We start from the raw sequence: 16,002 nt of genomic DNA, 5'->3' as shown, positions 1-16,002 counted from the left end.
TTTATTGCCGTTTTTGCTTGAGCGCCAGGGCGCGTAAAAACTGTCTGCGTTGCACAACCGGGATAATAATATTGGCAAGCAACACGATGAAAGTCAGACCGTAAGAAGTCCAGACATAAAAGGCGTAGCCGCCCATTGCGAAAAATTCCTGCATCGTCATTATTTGGACTCCGAGATCATGTTCTTAACCCACTGTGCATTGCGTTCGCGCAGCAACAATTCGGTGCGCGCCCGTTGCAACATCGCGATCAGGTAATAAAACTTGAACGCTACCGCCATCAACAATAGCGGTATCAACATGCTGACATGGATCGACGGCTTATCCATTTTCGTTACCGTCGGGCCTTGATGCAGCGTATTCCACCACTCGACGGAGTAATGAATAATCGGGATATTGACCACGCCGACCAGGGCCAAAATAGCCACAGCCCTGGACGCGGTGCGCTTGTCGTCTATCGCGCCGTAAAGCCCGATGACGCCGAGATACAAAAACAGCAATATCAATTCCGACGTTAACCGCGCATCCCAAACCCACCAGGTTCCCCACATCGGCTTGCCCCACAAGGAACCGGTCACCAGCGCGATAAAGGTAAAACTTGCGCCAATCGGCGCGCTGCTGATAGCCACAATCTCCGCCAGTTTGATTCGCCATACCAAGCCTATTGCGCCGGCAACAGCCATGACCACATAAATAAACAGCGACATCCAGGCGCTGGGCACATGAATATAGATAATACGGTAGCTATCGCCCTGCTGGTAATCCGCAGGCGCAAGATACAAGCCGCCGTAAAGACCTACGGCTGTCAGCAGCAGGAAAATAACCGTCAGCCACGGCATCAAACGCTGGGTAAACGCGTAAAAATGCGGCGGGGAGGCCATCCGGTGGAAGAAGCGGACTACGGGATCAGGGATTAAAAACATGAAGCATCAGGTTCAAGGTAAAAGGTGCAAGGATGATCTGTTTATAAGCTTGTGAGGCAACTCAACCGCAATGAACGGCAACCCCGGCATTACTTATATCCGGTTAATAATTTGGCCCACTATTCTACGAGATATTATCAACTAATACTCATTTTTAATGCTGCTGCGGTCGGCAAAGGCGCTAAAACCAAGGCCATCAATAGAATGGAAATCAGAATATTAATTTGCGCATCGACCGGCAGGCCTCCACTTGCCATCTGCACCGCATTACCGGCAAAAATCAACACCGGGACATACAACGGCAAAACCAGCAGCGACAAAATCATGCCTCCCCGGCGCAGCCCGACGGTTAGCGCCACGCCGATAGCCCCTATCAGGCTTAATACCGGCGTACCCAGCAGCAAGGTCAGCAACAGGATGCCCAGCGAATGATTGGGCAGGCCTAAAAAAACCGCCAACAGCGGCGCGACGATCAATAGCGGCAAGCCGGTCACCAACCAGTGCGCGACGATTTTAGCCAACACCAGCACCGAGGTCGGATGCGGGCTTAATAGCATCTGCTCCAGCGAACCGTCGTCAAAATCCGAACGAAACAAGCTGTCCAGCGACAGCATCGCCGCCAGTAACGCGGAAACCCAGATGATACCCGGCGCGATGGCTTGCAATAAATGCGGCTGCGCGCCGATACCCAACGGGAACAGCGTGATGACCAGGATAAAAAACAGCAACGGATTGGCTATTTCCGACCTCCGCCGTAAAGCCAAAACCAGATCGCGCCGAATAACGGCAAAAAATGCGCGGGATAAAGACATCAGGATAGATTAATACGCTGGACATCGACATCATGCAAAGCGATGTCATGATGTGAGGTGAGAACAATCATTCCGCCGTTGGCGCAATGTTCGATCATTAAGGTTTCGATAAGGGCAATGCCCTGCTTGTCCAATGAAGTGAACGGCTCGTCGAGTATCCACAACACATTTTCGGTAATCAGCAATCTTGCCAAAGACAGCCGTCTTTTCTGTCCAGCGGACAATGCCTGAACGAGAATGTCGTCATAGCCAGTCAAATGAACTTTGGCTAAAGCCTGGTCGATGGAATATGTCCCTACGTTGCTTAAGGCCAAGGACATTTTTAAGTTTTCCAGGACCGTCAGCTCTTTTTTAATGCCGTCCAAATGGCCGACATAAGCCATCTGTGCATAAAACTGGCTGTCTTTTACCGCGTCGCCGCACCAGCGAATCTCGCCCGCATCCGGCTCCCGGAATCCGCATAAAATGCGCAACAGCGAGGTCTTGCCGCTGCCGTTTTTGCCTTCCAGCAATAAAACCTGCCCGGAAGCCAACTCGAAAGCCAGCTGTTCAAACAGCACCCGGTCATCGCGGATGCAGCTTAAGCCCGTGCCTTCAAGAGAGTATGTTGATTGTGTTTGCATTACTAAATTGGGTATTGCGCGATACGGCGGACTAATTTACCACGAAGACACGAAGAGCATGAAGGTTAAAAGAGCAAAGCGTTTTCTTAATGATATACAGCAATTGTCGAGGGTGGTATGAAGTTACTGCTTTTTCTTCGTGTTCTCGGCAATTACTCCTGCATTGCTCTACCTCTGCCTCCATGCAGTCGTTCGTGTCTTCGTGGTGAATATTTATAACCTTAACTGGCGAGTAATCGCTGCCGCATAGTTTCATAAAGCAGCACACCGGTTGCAACCGATACGTTAAGGCTTTCCACCCGGCCCAGCATAGGCAACTTGACCAATATATCGCATTGCTCCTTGGTCAAACGTCTTAAACCTTTGCCCTCGGCGCCCACGACCAAAGCCATAGGCACGGTGAAATCGGTTTGATAAGCGGTCTGCGTTGTTTCGCCCGCCGCGCCCATGACCCAAATGCCTTGGTCTTTGAGCCAGCGCAAAGTTCTGGACAAATTGGTCACTTGGTAAACCGGCACCGTTTCCGCCGCGCCGCTTGCCACTTTACAGACCGTCGGGGTAATCCCGGTGGCATTGTCTTTAGTGATAATCACGCCATGCACGCCGGTAGCGTCGGCGGTTCTAAGACAAGCACCGAAATTATGCGGGTCCTGCACATTATCCAGCACCAGGAATAAAGGCGTTCCCTGCAATGTTAATACAGCATCCTTCAGGTCGCTTTCCGATAACTCGCCGGGCATTTCGACTTCGATAACGATGCCTTGATGGTTGTTGCCTTCGGCAAAGCGGTCCAGTTTTTTCCTGTCGATTTTTTCGGGCTCTATGCCTAAGTCCAACAAATCTTCGACTAACTGCGTCAAGCGCTTGTCTTGCCTTTGGCCATCAACCCAGGCTTTGTTGATCTTTTTAGGGGAATAATCCAACGCTGACTGTACTGAATGGATACCGTATATTTTGCTTAACTTCATTTTTTACGGCGTCTCTTTTTAGGTTTATCTCTAGCAACTTGCTTTTGCGCCAGCTCAAAGTCAATCTTCTTTTCATCCAGATCGACACGGGCGACCCTGACCTTGACGCTATCGCCCAGACGGTAATTAATGCCGGTACGCTCACCTCTTAACTGGTGACTGGTCGCATCGAAATGAAAATAATCCTGCGCCAAGTTGCTAATATGAACCAAGCCTTCAACATAAATTTCGGCAAGCTCGACAAAAAAACCGAACGAAGTGACCGCAGAAATGATGCCGGGGAATTCCTCGCCGACCTTATCCATCATATATTCGCATTTGAGCCAGCTCACCACATCGCGGGTGGCGTCATCGGCGCGGCGCTCATTGGCCGAGCATTGCTCGCCCAACACCACCATATCGGGAACCCCGTAGAAAAAGCTTTCCACCGGCTTGCCCTGCAAACAATGCCTGATCGCGCGATGCACCAGCAAATCGGGATAACGGCGGATCGGCGAGGTAAAATGCGCGTATGCTTCCAAGGCCAAACCAAAATGACCTTTTAATTCGGGACTATAAACGGCCTGCGACATCGAGCGCAACAATACGGTCTGGATCAAATGCGCATCCGGCCGGTCTTTAATCGACTCCATCAAATGCATATAATCCAGCGGCGTCGGTTTTGCGCCGCCGCCCAAACTCAAGCCCAGTTCGCCAAGAAAAGTTTTCAGGTTGAGCAACTTGTCGGCACTTGGGCCGTCATGTATCCGCAACAGCTTGGGCATTTTTTTATTGTTTAAAAAACGCGCCGCCGCCATGTTCGCGGTAATCATGAACTCTTCAATCAACTTGTGCGCATCGTTGCGCACTACCGGCACTATTTTTTCGATTTTACGCTCGGCACCGAAAATAATCCGGGTTTCCTGGGTGTCGAAATCCATCGCGCCGCGTTGTTCGCGACTCACCCGCATCACTTTGTAAAGTGCGTACAGCTCCTGCAAATGCGGCATCAAGGCTTTATGTTTTTTTGCTAAAACTTTATCGCCTTCAACCAGCATTTTTGCCACTTCGGTGTAGGTCAGCCTGGCATGAGAACTCATCACCGCGTCGAAAAAGCGCGACCGGGTAACCTGGCCTTGGTCATTAATCAGCAACTCGCAAACCATACACAGCCGGTCTACCTGGGGATTAAGCGAACATAAGCCGTTCGATAAAATCTCCGGCAACATCGGTATAACGCGTTCAGGAAAATAGACCGAGGTGCTGCGTTTTTGCGCTTCTTTATCTAATTCCGAATTAATCTGCACATAATGCGAAACGTCGGCAATTGCAACCAGCAGTTTCCAACCTTTCGGCGTTTTCTGGCAATAAACGGCATCGTCAAAATCGCGGGCATCTTCACCATCAATGGTGACTAAAGGAGTGTTCCGCAAATCAACCCGGTTCTCTTTTGCCGACTCAGGCACCTCTTTTTTAAGCGGCTTGATTTCTTCCAGCAGCTCATCGGGCCATTGATTAGGCAGCTCATAAGAACGGATCGCCATGTCGATTTCCATTCCCGGCGCCATGTGCTCGCCCATGACCTCGATAATCCGGCCAATGGGCTGCCGAAGCTTGGTCGGTTGCTCGAGAATTTCCGCAACGACAATCTGGCCTTGCTTAGCTTTTCCTGCACCGCCTTTTTGAACCAGGATGGTTTGCGCGATATTCTTATTGTCGGGCACCACATAGGTAAAACCGTCTTCCTTATAGAGCCGGCCTACAACCTGATGAGTATTCCTCTGCAAAATTTCAACGACCGCACCTTCCCTGCGACCTTTTTTATCGACTCCGGCAACACGCACCAGCGCCCGGTCATTGTGCAGCAAAGGATTCATTTCCCGCGGCGATAAGAACAGGTCGTCCGACCCGTCATCCGGCTTGATAAACCCGAAGCCGTCCGCATGCCCGATAATGCGCCCGGCAATTAAATCCTCATTGTTAACCAGGCAATACTTTTTGCCGCGGTTGAATAATAATTGCCCGTCCCTTTCCATTGCGCGTAAACGGCGGCGTAGCGCTTCTAACTGGTCTTCGGATTCTAGGGAAAACGCTTCCGCGATTTCTTCACGGCGCAACGGCTTGCCAGCGTGCTCGATAAATTGGAGAATTAATTCGCGGCTGGGAATGGGGTTTTCATATTTCTCAGCTTCGCGCTGGGCATATGGGTCTTTTGTTGAGTTAAAATCAACGTCTTTTTTAGACTTCAATGTCATTTAAATAATAATAAAGAGAGTGGATACAATAAATATATCTTAAATAGTGGCTTAGTATATCGATTAGGGTTAAAAGAGAAAAGTTTTTGACCCTTAGTCAAAAGACTATTCCCCGTTGGCTTGAGCTAACGTCCCGCTCGAAATCAATTAAGTTCGGGTAAAAACTTCGCGCTTAATTGACAAATCAAAAGAGGCTAGGTATAGTGCGCGCTCACTTTAGCTTTTACAGCTAACCTCTGCCGAGGTGGTGAAATTGGTAGACACGCCAGCTTCAGGTGCTGGTGGGGGCAACCCCGTGGAGGTTCAAGTCCTCTCCTCGGCACCATTCGATTATAGCCTCTTCTTTTTGATTCTACCCGTTTTTTAACAAAACGAGCAGCGTAAATTTCTCCAGGCAAGACAAACGGCTGCACAGAATATCTCGAACGGCGGAGAAACCACGCTTACCCTTTCGCCTTAACATCTGATTAAACGCCGTCAGGCGCTATTAGCGCAGACGTCGCATCCTCTCGCGCGGACGCCGTTTTACACTCTACATGGGACACCAGCAAATTTTCGGTAACTTCCAGTTTGAGATTGAAACAAACTCATCGAACTGTTCCAACGGTATCGGCTTGCTAAACAAATACCCCTGATAGGCATGACAGCCATGGTGTGCGAGAAATCCCCTCTGCGCCTCGCTTTCCACCCCTTCAGCGATGACCGCCAACCCCATACTTTCGGCTAGGGCGATGATCATCTTGGCAATAGCGGCGTCGTTGAGGTCGATCAGCACGTCTCTGACAAATCCTTGGTCGATTTTCAGTTGATCCAGCGGCAGTCGCTTCAGATAAGTGAGCGATGAATACCCGGTACCGAAATCATCCAGCGAGAAAGACACCCCCTTCGCTTTCAGCACAGTCATTTTGGTGATAATGTCCTCCACATTCGACACCAGCAAACTTTCGGTCAACTCCAGCTTGAGCCTGCAAGGATCAGCACCGGTGTGATCGAGCACAGTCAGCACCTGATCGACAAAGTCGGCCTGACGAAACTGGTGGGCGCTGACATTGACGGCCAGCGTAAGATACGCAGTTTCTGGCCGGACGGCCCAGGCAGCCAATTGAGCGCAGGCGGTTTCCAGCACCCATAAACCCAAAGGCAGAATCAACCCGCTTTCCTCAGCCAACGGAATGAAATCGGCCGGCGGCACCATACCGCGCTGGGGATGCTGCCAGCGCACCAACGCTTCGGCCCCTATTATGCGCCCATGAATGTCCACTTGAGGTTGATAGTGGAGAATAAATTGCTTTTCCTGCAACCCCCGGTGCAAATCCTCCTCCAAGCTGGCGCGCGCCATGATATCCGTCTGCATGCCCGGATCGAAAACACAGACCGTATCGCGCCCGGCATGTTTGGCCTCGTACATGGCCAGGTCGGCGTATTTCATCAGTTCTTCCGTACTGCTCTCATGGCCCAAAAACAGCACGACGCCAATACTGGCGCTGGAGTGATAGGTAATAGTCGCTTGGGGTTGATTAAATGGAACTAACAAGTGATAAGGCTTTGCCAAAGCCTCGCAAATCACTTCGGCCAGTTTTTTGGCCTGGGCGTTTGCTTTAATGGCGTACTGATCCAATGCATCAAGTATCATCACAAACTCATCACCGCCCAACCGGGCGATAGTGTCGCCTTCACGCACACAGAATTGCAATCTTCGCGTAACCTCCAGCAGCAGTTGATCGCCCATATTATGGCCATAGGTGTCATTGAGTATTTTGAATCGATCCAAATCCAAAAATAACAGTGCGCCGTGCTGCCGTGAACGCGCGCTGGCAGCGATGGCCTGGTCTATGCGGTCTTGAAGCAATCGACGGTTAGGCAGCTTAGTGAGGGGATCATAAAAAGCCAGGATGCGGATACGCTCTTCCGCACCATTGCTGTCAGTAATATCATAAAAGGTACCGACATGGTGTGTGATGTTACCGTCCCCATCCTTAAAAGCGGTGATGGTGAACCACCCGGGATATATCTCCCCATTCTTGCGTTCGTTCCATATTTCCCCTTGCCAGTAACCGTCTCTCTGAATGTTTTGCCTCATGGCGCGATAGAACGCCGCATCTTGTCGACCGGAATTGAGCGTCTCTGGTATTTTCCCGACAATATCCTCAGCGCTATAACCGGTAATCTGGGTAAAGGCCCGGTTCACCCGCTGGATAACCATGTTGGCATCGGTAACGATGATGGCCTCATGTGAATCAAACACATGAGAAGCGATACTCAGTTCCCGCTCCACCATTTTCTGTTTGGTGATGTCGTACCACATACACAACACATGAGTTGGATTGCCCTTCTCAAAGTGCACAAACTTTTGCTCATCATGTATCCAAACTTCACTGCCATCTTTGTGCATGAAGCGGTAGTCGCAAGAAACGAGCTCGCCTTGGAATAATTTTGCCGTGGCAGCCACTACACTGCTCCGATCTTGGACATGTAGATGCGTCAACCACCAATCCGGCTGCATGGCTTCTTCCTCTGAGTAGCCCAACAGACTTTCAAGGGTATCGCCGCTAACCCATTCCAGCTGCAACTGCTCTCCCTTTACCCGCATCGAAAATACTATGACAGAACTGGTGGCAATCAGAGTGCTCAAGAGTTCGGAAGCTTTAAGCACCGATCGTCCTGGTTTGCTGAACTTGCCGATAAGAAATGCCAGCGGACGCAGCTCAAAAAGATAAAGGCTGGGCAATGCCAAACACAAGAATGTGGTTGCATAAAACACGTATTCGCCCCATTTGGGAAGTGGTTCCAGCGATTGAATGGCCCATTGGGTAATCGCATCGCTAATCAAGATGGTGCTGAGCAATGCGAATATGAGTCGTTTAATCGACCCGGACGTTCTTGATTGTTCGTGCTCCCGATTAATCGTTTTCATAATAAAATCCTGTTCATCTTCAACTGACAATGCAGAAATATATAGTTTGCTTTGTCCGCAAATAATGTAACTACGCGGTTTTGAAAATACGGATCAAAGCTTAATAACTTGCCTGAACTACGGTGCCGGCAAGTGTTCTTAACAAATCAATATCTTGCATCGCATGCCCAAACTCACCCATCAAGTAATTGGAAGCTTGGACACGGCGACTCCTCATTTATCCTGAAACAACCTACAGTCATAGCCAGATTTCCCGCCTGTTCTTCAAGTGATTCAGCGGCGGCAGCGGCTTGTTCAACCAGAGCCGCATTTTGTTGGGTTGCATTATCCATTTGCGTAATGGCTTGATTAATTTGTTCGATACCGGCGCTTTGTTCGACTGATGCGGCGGTTATTTCCGACATCATGCCGGTGACGCTACGGATGGAACTGAGGATTTCTTCCATGGTAAATCCTGCTTGGGTGGCCAGTTTACTGCCGCCATCGATCTTTTTTACCGAGGCTTCAATCAGGCTTTTGATTTCCCCGGCAGATGCCGCAGCGCGTTGCGCAAGATTACGCACTTCGGCGGCCACGACGGCAAAGCCTTGTCCGTTCATGCCGGCACGGGCGGCTTCTACAGCAGCGTTAAAGGCGAGAATATTAGTCTGGAAGGCGATGTCGTCTATCACCGAAATAATCTCCTCGATCTGCAACGAAGATGCTTTTATATCATTCATCGTGGAGACAACCTGACCCACCACCTCCCCGCCTTGACCGGCTATTTCGGCAGCGCCGATGGCAAGCTGGTTAACCTGCTTAGCGTTTTCGGTATTGTGCTGAACGGTGGAGGTAAGCTCGTACATGCTGGCGGCGGTTTCTTCCAATCTAGCGGCTTGTTCTTCCGTGCGATACGACAAATCATTATTACCCGCCGCAATTTCTTTAGCTCCGGCGTTAATACAGTCGGTGGCGTCCTTGATTTGATTGATTATTGCTTTAAGTTTTTCCACCGTGGTATTGGAGTCATCCTTAAGCTGTCCGAAAGTACCTTGGTACTCATTGGTGATGGTTTCCGTCAGATCGCCACGGGATAGAGCTCCCAATACGCGCGCTACTTCATTGAGGCCGGTTTCGCTGATAAACAACATTTGGTTGAGACCTTCGCCCAACTCGCGCAAAAAGCCCCGCTTGCCGCGCAAGTCAAAGCGCTTGGTGAAATCACCCTTGCTGGAGGCGACCACAATGGTGGCCACTTCTTTTTCCACGGTAACTTCGTCGGTACGGTCCTGCCATTCGACGACCGAACCCAGACGCAGCCCTTGTTCATTGATAACCGGATTAACAGTGACCACCATGGAACGGCCGCCCAAATCAATACCGGCGACATAGGCGTCGGTTAAAGAGGCCAGTAATTGCGCCTGATGCTCATGATTCTGATGAAAACCGTCTATTTTGCTGCCGAGCAGATTGTCGGCTGAAAAATCCGGCAAATTCTTACGGATGCCCTGCTCGGCTTTGCTGAGCATATCGCTGACCGATTTGTTGACATAAATAATTTCACCGTTGTTGTCAGCAATCATGACCCCCGTGCTGACATTATCCAGCGCGTTCTTGACCAGCAGGTTTTCATCCGCGATGCGCCGGGTTTCCGAGACATCGAAACCGAGCCGGGTCTGCATCGATTTGATCGCTTCCATGACTTTGCCGACTTCATTTTGGCGCTCTATTTCAATGACAGTGTTGTAATTGCCCTGAGCCATTTGGCGGAAATGGGCGATGGAAACTTCAAGCGGACAGATGATCACGCGAATCAGCGCCAAACCCTGCCATAGAACCAGCGCAATGCCCGCCACGATCAGACCCAAGGAAATAATGCTGATGGTTTCATAACGTCCCTCGGCAGCGTCGAACGCCTGTCCAGCCGCATCAAACTGCAATTGCATCAGTTGCTGGATGCTGTCTCCGACCATCGGGTAAAGATTGTCGATTTTGTCCGCAATGATCTCGGCCTGCGTCATGTCATTGGCCCGCAATGCCGCAATAGCCGGTTTTAAGCCATCCGTCACGAAGTTTATTCTGTTTTCGGCGAATTGGTTTGCCAGCAGTTTCCCCTCGTTTGTTAACCGAGTGGTCATATATTCATCCCAAAGCCGGGTGCTTTTTTCGATGTTTTGTTCCACTTCGGCGGTGTTTTTTAAAACAGCCTCGGGCGTTGGAGCATTGAGGCTGGCGATAATATTGAGCCGATTAATCAGCAGCAGTTTTTGAATCGCGGCAATTTGGCTTATCGGTAAGGTGCTGTCTTTATAGATGGTACGCAGCCCTTCTTTGGCCTGGCTCATGCCGAATATGCCTATGCCGCCGATAGCCGGCAGCAACACGGACAGCAGAGCGATAACAGCGATCAGCCGGGATTTGATGTTGAAATCCCTGAGTAATTTGAATTGCTCCAACATGGAGACTTTAACGATTTTGCCATCCTGGATTTTCAGGTTGCGGGCCTTGCCCGCACGAAACAAGCGGTAAGCTTCATCAGCAGCCTTGACTTGCTCGCGATCCGGTTTGCTGCGGACCGACATGTATCCGACCACTTGGTCGTTCTCATGAATAGGCGCGGCATTGGCCAACACCCAATAATAATCGCCGTTTTTGCAGCGATTCTTGACAAGACCGGTCCACGGACGGCCCGCTTTCATCGACCGCCATAAATCCGAAAAGGCTTCGGGCGGCATGTCGGGATGGCGCACAATGTTGTGCGGTACGCCGATCAGCTCTTCTTTGGAATATCCGCTAATACGGATAAAAGCATCGTTAGCATAGGTGATGACTCCTTTTAGATCGGTATTGGAAACAATAGAATCACTGTCGCTAAGAATATGTTCGACATCGGTTACTTGCTTATTAATTTTCATGGTCAGCTCCCTGTTTTACTTACTGGTTAACTTACGAAGCATTGATTCTTATTAAATTGCGTTTTATCTCCCCGTGTTACCCGTATTCCGATTCCGCTATGTCATTTGTTACGAGCAACCCCCCGGCAATTTATTCCGTGTCCGCTCCAAAAACCGCCGTACTCCCGCAATGCCCGCGCCAACATAGCGTTCAAAAAACTCAGCCCCGCTGATGTTAAAGAACAGCACCGGCACTTCCCCGGAAACCGTGCATGCCGGCAGGTTCCTTCCGGTTCCTGACGCCCCCGGCATACGTCCATCCAAGCTCTGGATATTTTCCAGCGTTGCTAAAAAATCGATGGACTCTCTAAACACCTGTTTGAGCGGATAAATTAAACCGGCCATCAAAACATTTCCCGGCAACATCGGTACGTTGGGATTTTTCTGCAAATTATCCATGTCGATACCTCGCCTTGATTCTGCGATGGTGAAAATGGTCTAGCGACTGGTCAAGAATTGAAACGATCTCTTCGCAGCAAGTAATATTCTTATTACTGCCAAGAATATGATCAGCCAGCTTGGCGACCGCAGACCAGTTTGCAGCATTACTTATAAAGTTAAATGCTACGGTAAATAACTCATCCAATTTTTCATCCTTTTGTTGTTTATCTGCGGGGAAAAATTGTAAATATTCATTGACCAAGGCAAGATCGGAGCTGCCGCCATAATTTTTTAACGCGTCCAGATTGACCAGCTTGTGATTAAACGGCTCATCATCCGTTTCGGCGACATGCTTAGCTTCAGCCAACGGCCCGATCAGCAGATTAATAATGTCCGCCTCAAAAGCTATCCTATAGTCATCGACCAATTGCACCCTTCCATCTCTGCGTTCTGTTAACCCGTTCATCAGGCTGTCAATAGAAGGCGGCAACAATTCGATTAACCGCCCGCCTTCCACTCGTGCAATACATCCGTCATAAGCCGATTGATAAGCCATGCCGTCAATACCGCTCATTCCGTCCATATCCTTAAGAATGATGTTAAAAAAAACCGGCGGCAAACTTCTTGCCTTGTTATATAAATGAATGCCCGCAGCATGTCCCGCTTCATGGAAAGCAACACGCTGCTTATGCTCTAATAATTTATCTTGACCGCAAGCCTCAATTATTTTGTTTCGTTTCATATTAAGCACCCTGGATTTAAAAGAACGTCTATTCACTAAAATTTATACTGTCAACATGCGCCTAGCGGCGTTATCTTTTAACCGTTTCACTACCGCCCACTACCATAAGCCGCAATCTCGTAAGCAATCCGGCCCAGCGGCAACTCCTTGTTCACTACGCCCAGTTTTGCCGCCTCTTTCGGCATCCCATAGACCACACAGCTGTCTTCATCCTGTCCCAGGGTACGGGCGCCCACGTCGTACATTTCTTTCAGCCCTTTGGCGCCGTCATCGCCCATGCCGGTCATGATGATGCCCAATGCGTTTTTACCCGCGCACTTGGCTACCGAGCGGAACAACACATCTACCGATGGGCGATGCCGGGTAACGGGCGGACCGTCCACGATCTCAACATGGTATTGCGCCCCGCTGCGCTTGAGCAGCATGTGCCGCCCTCCTTGCGCAATCAGCGCGCGTCCCGGCAACACCCGGTCGCCGTTGACGGCTTCGCGCACTTCAATCTGGCTCAGACTGTTCAGGCGGGCAGCGAATGCGCCGGTAAATTTTTCCGGCATATGCTGCACGATAACGATGCCGGGACAGACACGCGGCAGGGCGGTCAGTACGACTTCCAGAGCCTGCGTACCGCCGGTGGAGGTGCCGATGGCGACGACCCGATCAGTGGTTTCGGCCATGGCGCTGAAGGCGGCCGGAAGGATCGCATCCGCCGTTAATTTGGCTTGTACCGGTACGGCGGCAGTCGCTGTACCCAGTCGGCGCAGGTTGGCGCGGGCGGCGGCTTTGACAGCAACAATCAGACTTTCCGAGTCATCCTGCAAAAATTGTTTGACACCTGCCTTAGGCTTGGTAACGATGCTGACCGCCCCGGCCGCCAGCGCCTGCATAGTGGTTTCCGCACCTTTCTCGGTCAGCGAGGAGCAGATGACTACCGGCGTGGGCCGTTCGGACATCAGCTTTTTTAAAAACGTGATGCCGTCCATGCGCGGCATTTCCACGTCCAACACGATCACATCGGGCCATTGCGTCTGCATCTTAGCCATTGCAAACACCGGGTCGGAAGCGGCGCCGATCACGTTAATACCTGAATCTTGCGACAGATTTGCAGTCAATACCTGCCGCACTACGGCGGAATCATCCACTATCAGTACATTAATCTGAGTCACCTTAAACTCCTGTTTATGGGGTCATGCTCGATGTTGGACATCACATTACTGTGCTTAACCCAAACATCACCGCTCCACACTTCAAAAATCACGTTGCGATATCCGATGTCGCCCAAGTGCTCTGACACGCAGGCAAAACCATGTTGTTTTGCAAGTCGCCGCGCGGCTTGCACATTCTGGATACCGATCTCAGGCATCCTGTTTTTATGCCTTTCAGGAAACATATTGCCTCCACCAAATAGCTTGACCTGATATTCCTTATAGGGAGCGCCGACAGCATCAATTTTCTTCATCAGCAGGGCAATCGCCTCATCAGCATAACGCCCGTCCGGCACAGGCCGGTCGCCTATCCTCCGCTCGCTGCCGCGCTTCGGCAGCATGTAGTGACACATCCCCCCTATCAGCAGCTGAGGGTGCCAAAAGGCCATCGAGACACATGACCCCAGCACGGTGCGGATACGCGTGTCCCGGCCGCCGAAGTAATAATCGCCGGGCTGAAGAAATATCTCTAAAGGATGTAAAGGCGTTATCATTTCAGGGCCTCTCAGGGTTTCAGGTAAACGGCCGGTTGCACCAGTCGCAGGTCTTCGTTTATGCCGTTCAGCGTCTCGGAATGGCCGACCAAAAAATGTCCGCCGGGGCGCAGTAGCGACAACAGGCGTTTAACAACCTGGCGTTTGGTTTGCTGATCGAAATAAATCATGACGTTACGCAGAAATATCACATCAAACTCGCCCAGTTTCGGCGGCGCTTCGGTGAGGTTATGGTGCATGAACTGCACCCGTTCGCGCAGTTTGCGCTCGATCAGCAATGTCCCTTCCTGGCTGCCTGTGCCTTTAAGGCAGTAGTTAGACAAATAGCGGCTGGGAATTTCCATCACGCGCGCAACCGGGTAAAGGCCTGCACGCGCTTGTTCCAGCACCCGCACGCTAAGATCGGAAGCGACGATTTCCCACGGCGCATGACCCAATACGTCATCCAGCATCATCGCAATACTGTAGGGCTCCTCACCGCTGGAACAGGCTGCACTCCAGATGCGCAAAGGTTTACCGGGCCTCCGCGCCGGTAAAATGCGTTGGCGCAAAAAATCGAAATGTTTGGGTTCACGGAAAAAGTGCGTTTCGTTGGTGGTCAGCAAATCCACCGCCGTTTGCAGTTCCGTTTGTCCATTGGCGGCGGTAATCATTTGAAAATACTCGCCGTAGCTTGCCAGTCCGTAGTGTTGAAGCCGCTTCGCCAAACGACTGGTCACCAGCGGCTTCTTGGCGGGCGACATATTGATGCCGGCGATACGGTAGATCAGGTCGCGAAACTGTGCGAATTCCTTCTCTTGTAACACCACGGCATTAAAGTTAGGTTTATAAATTGCTTGTGCTGTCATTTTCTTATTCCACGAATTAACGCTATATAAAATTCACTGATGCGATGGATACAAAATCATGCTCTATATAACCGGACCAATGTTTGTATTCCGTCCGTCTCGTGCGTTGCGTATCTACATGCAGCTCTGAAACCCAATTGATAAAACGCTCTACATCCGAACCTTGAAAAAGAAAGCCGTGTTGAGGACAAAGCATATAGATGTCTATCGCCGCTACTCGCTGACACCTTGGGCGCTTGATCTCCGGGGACGCTATCCTGCGTAGGTAAGAACCTTTGGCATCGCGAATGTTGGCATCCAAATCTTTAACGAATAAATCATTCATATCTTCCTAGACCGTCGTTGAGCCCATATCACCCAAGAAAACATGAATCCTTGGGTGATAAAGTCCATGTTACCCACTACACGGGAGCGGCCGCCTTTAGGCAAACCCTCCCGAATAGGCCTTCCCTCTTCTTGCCGAACATCCGCAGTTTATGCACTGCCACACAGTGCGGTCTTATGTGAACTCACCTGCGTAACATCGGTAACCGACGCGGTTCCCACCGCAGCCAGAGCCGCCATGTCTTCCATCGACAGCACCTGCTGAATATTCAGGATGATCACAAACTTGCCGTTGATCTTGCCCATTCCGGCAATAAACTCGGCGTGGATCTGGGTGCCGAACATAGGCGCCGGTTCAATATCGCTATCTGAAATCTCCAGCACTGCGTTCACCGCATCCACCATGACCCCGACACTATGCGTTTCCTCTTCTATCGCAACTTCGATAATAATGATGCAGTTCCGTCGCCCCACCTCCGTGGGCGCTTTGCCGAAACGCGCGCTCAAATCAATCACCGGCACCACGGCCCCCCTTAAGTTAATAACGCCGCGGATGAAACTCGGCATCCTTGGCACTTCGGTCAATTGGCCGTATTGAATGATCTC

Annotated in this window: 15 protein-coding genes and 1 tRNA gene; 1 reads left to right on the top strand and 15 read right to left on the bottom strand. The window is 50.6% G+C overall.

Features of this window, described 5'->3' with window-relative positions:
* Position 1: 1 nt before the first annotated feature.
* From ccmD to rnr, 6 genes are all read right to left on the bottom strand, one after another.
* The gene (gene ccmD / locus V3O24_RS14920) at positions 2-160 is read right to left on the bottom strand and encodes a heme exporter protein CcmD (RefSeq protein ID WP_104422977.1); all 159 of its coding nucleotides are present in this window, start codon (positions 158-160) and stop codon (positions 2-4) included.
* Positions 160-921 (bottom strand): heme ABC transporter permease, encoded by a 762-nt coding sequence (locus tag V3O24_RS14915; protein ID WP_104422978.1) that lies wholly within the window; start codon positions 919-921, stop codon positions 160-162. The genes ccmD and V3O24_RS14915 overlap by 1 nt, the downstream gene beginning before the upstream one ends.
* A 137-nt stretch (positions 922-1,058) precedes the next feature.
* Positions 1,059-1,733 carry a heme exporter protein CcmB gene (gene ccmB / locus V3O24_RS14910; protein WP_104422979.1) on the bottom strand — a complete coding sequence of 225 codons (675 nt, stop codon included), beginning with the start codon at positions 1,731-1,733 and terminating at the stop codon, positions 1,059-1,061.
* Complete coding sequence (gene ccmA / locus V3O24_RS14905; RefSeq protein WP_104422980.1) at positions 1,733-2,356, bottom strand: cytochrome c biogenesis heme-transporting ATPase CcmA; 624 nt, start codon at positions 2,354-2,356, stop codon at positions 1,733-1,735. The genes ccmB and ccmA overlap by 1 nt, the downstream gene beginning before the upstream one ends.
* A gap of 221 nt (positions 2,357-2,577) precedes the next feature.
* Complete coding sequence (rlmB, locus tag V3O24_RS14900; protein WP_331307828.1) at positions 2,578-3,324, bottom strand: 23S rRNA (guanosine(2251)-2'-O)-methyltransferase RlmB; 747 nt, start codon at positions 3,322-3,324, stop codon at positions 2,578-2,580.
* A complete protein-coding gene (rnr, locus tag V3O24_RS14895; RefSeq protein WP_331307827.1) occupies positions 3,321-5,558 on the bottom strand; it encodes a ribonuclease R in 2,238 nt (745 codons plus the stop codon). The genes rlmB and rnr overlap by 4 nt, the downstream gene beginning before the upstream one ends.
* A gap of 238 nt (positions 5,559-5,796) precedes the next feature.
* Here rnr and V3O24_RS14890 point away from each other — a divergent pair.
* A tRNA-Leu gene (locus V3O24_RS14890) sits at positions 5,797-5,883 on the top strand.
* A 207-nt stretch (positions 5,884-6,090) separates the two neighbouring features.
* Here V3O24_RS14890 and V3O24_RS14885 read toward each other — a convergent pair.
* The 9 genes from V3O24_RS14885 to V3O24_RS14845 form a co-directional block, all read right to left on the bottom strand.
* A complete protein-coding gene (locus tag V3O24_RS14885) occupies positions 6,091-8,472 on the bottom strand; it encodes an EAL domain-containing protein (protein ID WP_331307826.1) in 2,382 nt (793 codons plus the stop codon).
* A 173-nt stretch (positions 8,473-8,645) separates the two neighbouring features.
* The gene (locus tag V3O24_RS14880) at positions 8,646-11,366 is read right to left on the bottom strand and encodes a methyl-accepting chemotaxis protein (protein ID WP_331307825.1); all 2,721 of its coding nucleotides are present in this window, start codon (positions 11,364-11,366) and stop codon (positions 8,646-8,648) included.
* A gap of 108 nt (positions 11,367-11,474) precedes the next feature.
* Positions 11,475-11,804, bottom strand: a complete 330-nt coding sequence (locus tag V3O24_RS14875; RefSeq protein ID WP_331307824.1) for a hypothetical protein — start codon at positions 11,802-11,804, stop codon at positions 11,475-11,477.
* A complete protein-coding gene (locus V3O24_RS14870; RefSeq protein ID WP_331307823.1) occupies positions 11,797-12,528 on the bottom strand; it encodes a hypothetical protein in 732 nt (243 codons plus the stop codon). Before V3O24_RS14870 ends, V3O24_RS14875 begins: the two co-directional genes overlap by 8 nt.
* Positions 12,529-12,617: 89 nt before the next feature.
* Positions 12,618-13,691, bottom strand: coding sequence for a chemotaxis response regulator protein-glutamate methylesterase (locus V3O24_RS14865; RefSeq protein ID WP_331307822.1), 1,074 nt, complete (start codon positions 13,689-13,691; stop codon positions 12,618-12,620).
* Complete coding sequence (locus V3O24_RS14860) at positions 13,688-14,224, bottom strand: chemotaxis protein CheD (protein WP_331307821.1); 537 nt, start codon at positions 14,222-14,224, stop codon at positions 13,688-13,690. The genes V3O24_RS14865 and V3O24_RS14860 overlap by 4 nt, the downstream gene beginning before the upstream one ends.
* 11 nt (positions 14,225-14,235) lie before the next feature.
* Positions 14,236-15,072 carry a protein-glutamate O-methyltransferase CheR gene (locus V3O24_RS14855; protein ID WP_331307820.1) on the bottom strand — a complete coding sequence of 279 codons (837 nt, stop codon included), beginning with the start codon at positions 15,070-15,072 and terminating at the stop codon, positions 14,236-14,238.
* A 22-nt stretch (positions 15,073-15,094) separates the two neighbouring features.
* Positions 15,095-15,397, bottom strand: coding sequence for a hypothetical protein (locus tag V3O24_RS14850; RefSeq protein ID WP_331307819.1), 303 nt, complete (start codon positions 15,395-15,397; stop codon positions 15,095-15,097).
* A gap of 149 nt (positions 15,398-15,546) precedes the next feature.
* On the bottom strand, positions 15,547-16,002 hold a 456-nt coding region (locus V3O24_RS14845; protein WP_331307818.1), incomplete at its 5' end, for a chemotaxis protein CheW.

Origin of the sequence: Methylobacter sp. Wu8 (genome assembly GCF_036440755.1) — a bacterium.
GTDB lineage: Bacteria > Pseudomonadota > Gammaproteobacteria > Methylococcales > Methylomonadaceae > Methylobacter_A > Methylobacter_A tundripaludum_A.
This window is presented reverse-complemented; position numbering and strand designations above follow the sequence as displayed.